This window comes from Candidatus Poribacteria bacterium (genome assembly GCA_021295755.1).
GTDB lineage: Bacteria > Poribacteria > WGA-4E > WGA-4E > PCPOR2b > PCPOR2b.
The window spans coordinates 1-4,088 of record JAGWBT010000048.1 but is presented as its reverse complement, the minus strand read 5'-3'; the positions used below and the strand labels follow the sequence as shown (position 1 = coordinate 4,088).

At 48.9% G+C, this 4,088-nt stretch carries 3 protein-coding genes and 1 pseudogene (1 of these 4 running past the window's edge); 3 read left to right on the top strand and 1 reads right to left on the bottom strand.

Going from position 1 to position 4,088, the window contains the following annotated elements:
• A pseudogene (locus J4G02_08760) lies at window positions 1-443 on the bottom strand (phytanoyl-CoA dioxygenase) (it extends 371 nt beyond the left edge of the window).
• Between the two features lie 217 nt (window positions 444-660).
• Between J4G02_08760 and J4G02_08755 the strand changes: the two are divergent.
• The 3 genes from J4G02_08755 to J4G02_08745 all read left to right on the top strand — a co-directional run bounded on the left by J4G02_08755 (window position 661) and on the right by J4G02_08745 (window position 3,972).
• Window positions 661-1,542 carry a DUF58 domain-containing protein gene (locus J4G02_08755; protein ID MCE2394661.1) on the top strand — a complete coding sequence of 294 codons (882 nt, stop codon included), beginning with the start codon at window positions 661-663 and terminating at the stop codon, window positions 1,540-1,542.
• Window positions 1,543-1,621: 79 nt separating this feature from the next.
• Complete coding sequence (locus J4G02_08750; GenBank protein ID MCE2394660.1) at window positions 1,622-2,902, top strand: hypothetical protein; 1,281 nt, start codon at window positions 1,622-1,624, stop codon at window positions 2,900-2,902.
• A 260-nt stretch (window positions 2,903-3,162) separates the two neighbouring features.
• Complete coding sequence (locus J4G02_08745) at window positions 3,163-3,972, top strand: tetratricopeptide repeat protein (GenBank protein MCE2394659.1); 810 nt, start codon at window positions 3,163-3,165, stop codon at window positions 3,970-3,972.
• The last annotated feature ends 116 nt before the right edge of the window (window positions 3,973-4,088 follow it).

The following is a 4,088-nucleotide window of genomic DNA, read 5'->3' as shown; positions in this document are numbered from 1 at the left end:
TCACTGAACCAATAACTCACTTTGAGAGACAACCGCGGATGTGGGCGCTCCATCTCCTGCACAGGTCTACCACCATCCTGATGCCATCCCGCCCCTTTTCGGGTTCGTAGTACATCGGGTCCTTCCGGCGGGTAAACGATTAAGTGAGAAATGTAGAGTTGGATGTTCCAGCCGAGGATATCCCACAACAACGGAAATACCTTCGGGTTATCAAGCAATTCGAGAAACAGATCATCTGCGGCGATGGTACGGAACTTTTTCATCAGGTCGTGTGGTCCAAGTCCCTGCTTCTTTCGCTCCTCCACATCGATGCGATTAATAGCGATGGTCATTTTATCAACCATTTCTGACGATAGGGCATCTTCAACGATTAGGTAGCCCGCGTCGTTAAACGTTTGAAGCTGCTCATCAGTAGCACAGTATTTTAGCCACTCTTTCTCCATGTCCCACTCCTTTCAATTAGACTCCGCTATGCGGAGTTCGTTGGGTAAACCCAGATCCCCCCAAAGTTTTACACCGTCGCAAAGTGCTTTTGACAATAAGAATACCAATAAAGAGACAAAAATTCAACACTTTTTGGTTCACTTTTTCATTTGATTCTATAGCACCATCTTGATAAAATGAGCGGTAGCACAACGTATGGAGCATGGGAAATTCCTGATGAACACGAAAGAAATTCTGAAAAAGATCCGCCGAATCGAAATTTCCACCAACCGACTTGTCAACAACATCTTCGCCGGAGAATACGAAAGCGTATTCAAGGGACGAGGCATGGAGTTTGAGGAGGTGCGTGAATACCAGCCCGGCGACGAGATCCGCACGATTGATTGGAATGTGACCGCCCGGATGGGACAGCCGTATATCAAAAAATATGTAGAGGAACGCGAGTTAGTGATGATGCTGCTCGTTGATACCAGTGGTTCTGCGGACTTTGGGACATATCAGCAGACAAAAGCCGAGATTGCTGCGGAGATCTCCGCGCTGCTCGCCTTTTCCGCTATCAAAAACAGTGATAAGGTCGGGCTGATCTGCTTCACGGACGATGTGGAGCTATTTGTTCCACCGCGTAAGGGAATAAAGCATGTCCTGCGTGTCATCCGGGAGATCTTATACTTTGAGCCACAGCAGCGTGGGACGAACATCAGCGCTGCGTTAGAGTACGTTGACCGCGTCATCCGGCGAAAGAGTGTTGTGTTCCTGATCTCCGACTTCATGGATTGTGGATACGAGAAGCGGTTACAAGTGACGAGCAAACGGCATGACCTCATCGCGATTACGATTCAAGATATGCGGGAAGAAACGTTGCCGAATGTGGGGTTGATTGAACTTGAGGACGCAGAAACCGGTGAGGTGGTTGTCTTAGATACGCAGGACCCCAAGGCACGAGAGATGTATCAACAACTCAATCTCGATGTTGTTGAAGCGCGTCGAAAGTTCCTCCAATCAAACAAAATTGACAACATCGAAATTCGGACGGAACAATCTTACGTCGAACCGCTAATCCATTTCTTTCGACAACGTGCGATGCGGGAATCATTTTGAGAAGAGCGTTTCAAGGTTCGTCGAAAAAGTTGCATTTGGTAATGGTTAAATGTGTATTAAAAATTAGGGGACAACAATTATGGCTAACAAACAGCAATCTTCTGTTGATGCTGGGAATGAAACAAGCATCGCAATCGAACCGCCGTACTACGCTGCTGAAGCACAGGCTCGTGCCGCAGAATGGAAAGACCGAGCGAAAACCCGTCATAAAATTGTCGGTATTCGGACTTGGCACCTTAACCTGAATCCTACTGCAATGTCATCAATGGCATATTCCAAGGCTGGCAGGCAAATCCAGATGCCACCAGAACCGAAAAACGCTCATGTCGACTGGCGCGGCCCCTTTGCCACACAGGCGGGTGCACTGATGGTGGAGGTTACGACCGACAAAGGGTTGAAGGGTTATGGACTCGGTGGTGGTGGTCTTGCCGGGGCACTTATCATTGACCGACATATGAAGTATTTCACGCTGGAGCACGATCCGCTTGATGTGGAGGAGATATGGGACAACCTCTATCACATCACGTCGATTTATGGACGACGAGGGGTTGTTATTTATGCCCTCAGTGGCATTGAACTCGCCCTGTGGGATCTCTGTGGCAAAATTCTGGACACCCCGGTCTATAGCTTAATTACGGATGAACCGCAACTCAAGATACCGGCGTATGCCACCGGCGTGGATGTCGGTTATTACGTTGCCCGAGGATTTACCGCCTGCAAGCCGGGGCTCCGAAATGGACTTGCAGAGGGAGAGGAAGGTTTTGCAAAGAACCTTGAGATCATCCGTGAAGCCCGTCAGGTGATTGGACCCGATATCGAACTGATGGCGGATATTTATCTGCGGTGGGACGTGGATTATACGCTTCGTTTTGCGGAGGCTGCCATCGATGTCAATCTCAAGTGGATTGAGGAAGCCATCCCCTTGGACGATTATGCAGGTATGGCGCGATTGGTTCGAGAGATCGACTCCACTTGGATTGTCTCCGGCGAACACGAATTCACCCGATACGGATTTCGTGAGCTGCTGCGCTGGAAAGCTGCCCACATGATTCAACCCGATATCAGTTGGGCGGGTGGCTTCGGCGAGTGTCTCAAAATCGCCAACGAGGCAGCAGCACATGGAGTTCCGACTTGGCCCCATCAGGGTGGAACCCCTTGGGGGTTGCACCTGATTGCCTGTTTGCCAATGCCATGTCGGGCGGAAACCTTTGGCCCCTCACGCAAATCTACAGAGAATGAGCTCTATCGCTGCTTGCGTCCTACGCCCCGCGATGGCTTCTTCACGTTGGATGACAGCCCCGGATTTGGTGTCGAGATTAACGAAAAATTGCTAGATGCCTACACTATAGACAGCCTGTGAAATCGTGTCTGATTTAAGGCAAGTTACCATCTGCGGACCCGTTGGAGTTTTAGAGGTTGAGCTTCTCCCGACTTGTCCCCGATAAGTCGGGATTTCGCTTGCGCTCAACTTGTCTGACTGACAGAGCCCCCGCGGGGCGACAAGTGTGTCGTAAAATTGGTTATTTTTTATAGGTGTCGGGTATGAAATATAGGTTGTCTAACAACTTGCGTTATAGTTAAGAGAGTTGGGTGGCAATATAGTTATGGAGAAAAGAAAAAATGAGTGCAAAATTACCCCAATTAACTAGTTGTCCTGTGCACTACATGTTCCTTGTTTTACTTTTCTTTCTGGTTGGGTGGATAGGGGGTTGGTCTCAGGCGATTAAGCGCGGAAATGCACACTATAAAGCAGAGGCGTATGATGCCGCGCTTGAGGCATACCAATCGGCAGCAGAAGATCGACCGGAAGATGCAATTTCCCGTTACAATCTAGGGACAGCCTTGTATCAAAAAAAGCAATTTGAGAAAGCATCCGATGAATTCAGACGATCTCTTGATACCGCAGATCCAGTCCATCAAGCGCAAGGATACTACAATTTGGGAAACACTCAGGTCCAACTCAATGATATAGAGGGGGCAATCCGATCCTACAAAAGTGCGTTGCGCCTGAATCCAGCAGACTTGGATGCGAAGTATAACCTAGAACTCGCGCTTGAGAAATTGGAACAGAAATCACAGCAGAACCGATCTGAGTCCGGGGATGAGGGCAAAGATCAACAGGAACAAGACCAGCAACAGCAGAATCAGGACCAACAGGATAGGGACGGACAGGAACCGAATCAGCAAGATCAGAAGAATCCGTCAGAATCAGAACAGCAGCAACAGGATCAGGAATCATCAGAACAGGAAGCTGGATCCGAAGAATCGCCACCGCAATCAGAACAGGGGGCAACACAGCAGCCGGTTGAAATGTCGAAGGAAGATGCTATTCGGCTGCTGGAGGCTGTTAAAGATAATGAAAAAGAGATTCAGAAGAAGATATTACAAAAGCGATTCTCAAGACGCCAGCGATCTGAGAAGGATTGGTAGGAGGTAAGTCAGAACATGGGGACAAAGGAGGTGCTAGACAAGGCGTTTGAACGCTCAAGTGTTTGGAGAGTCAGGCGTTCATTCACGCTTCACGTTTTGCGTTTCACGCTTTTTGG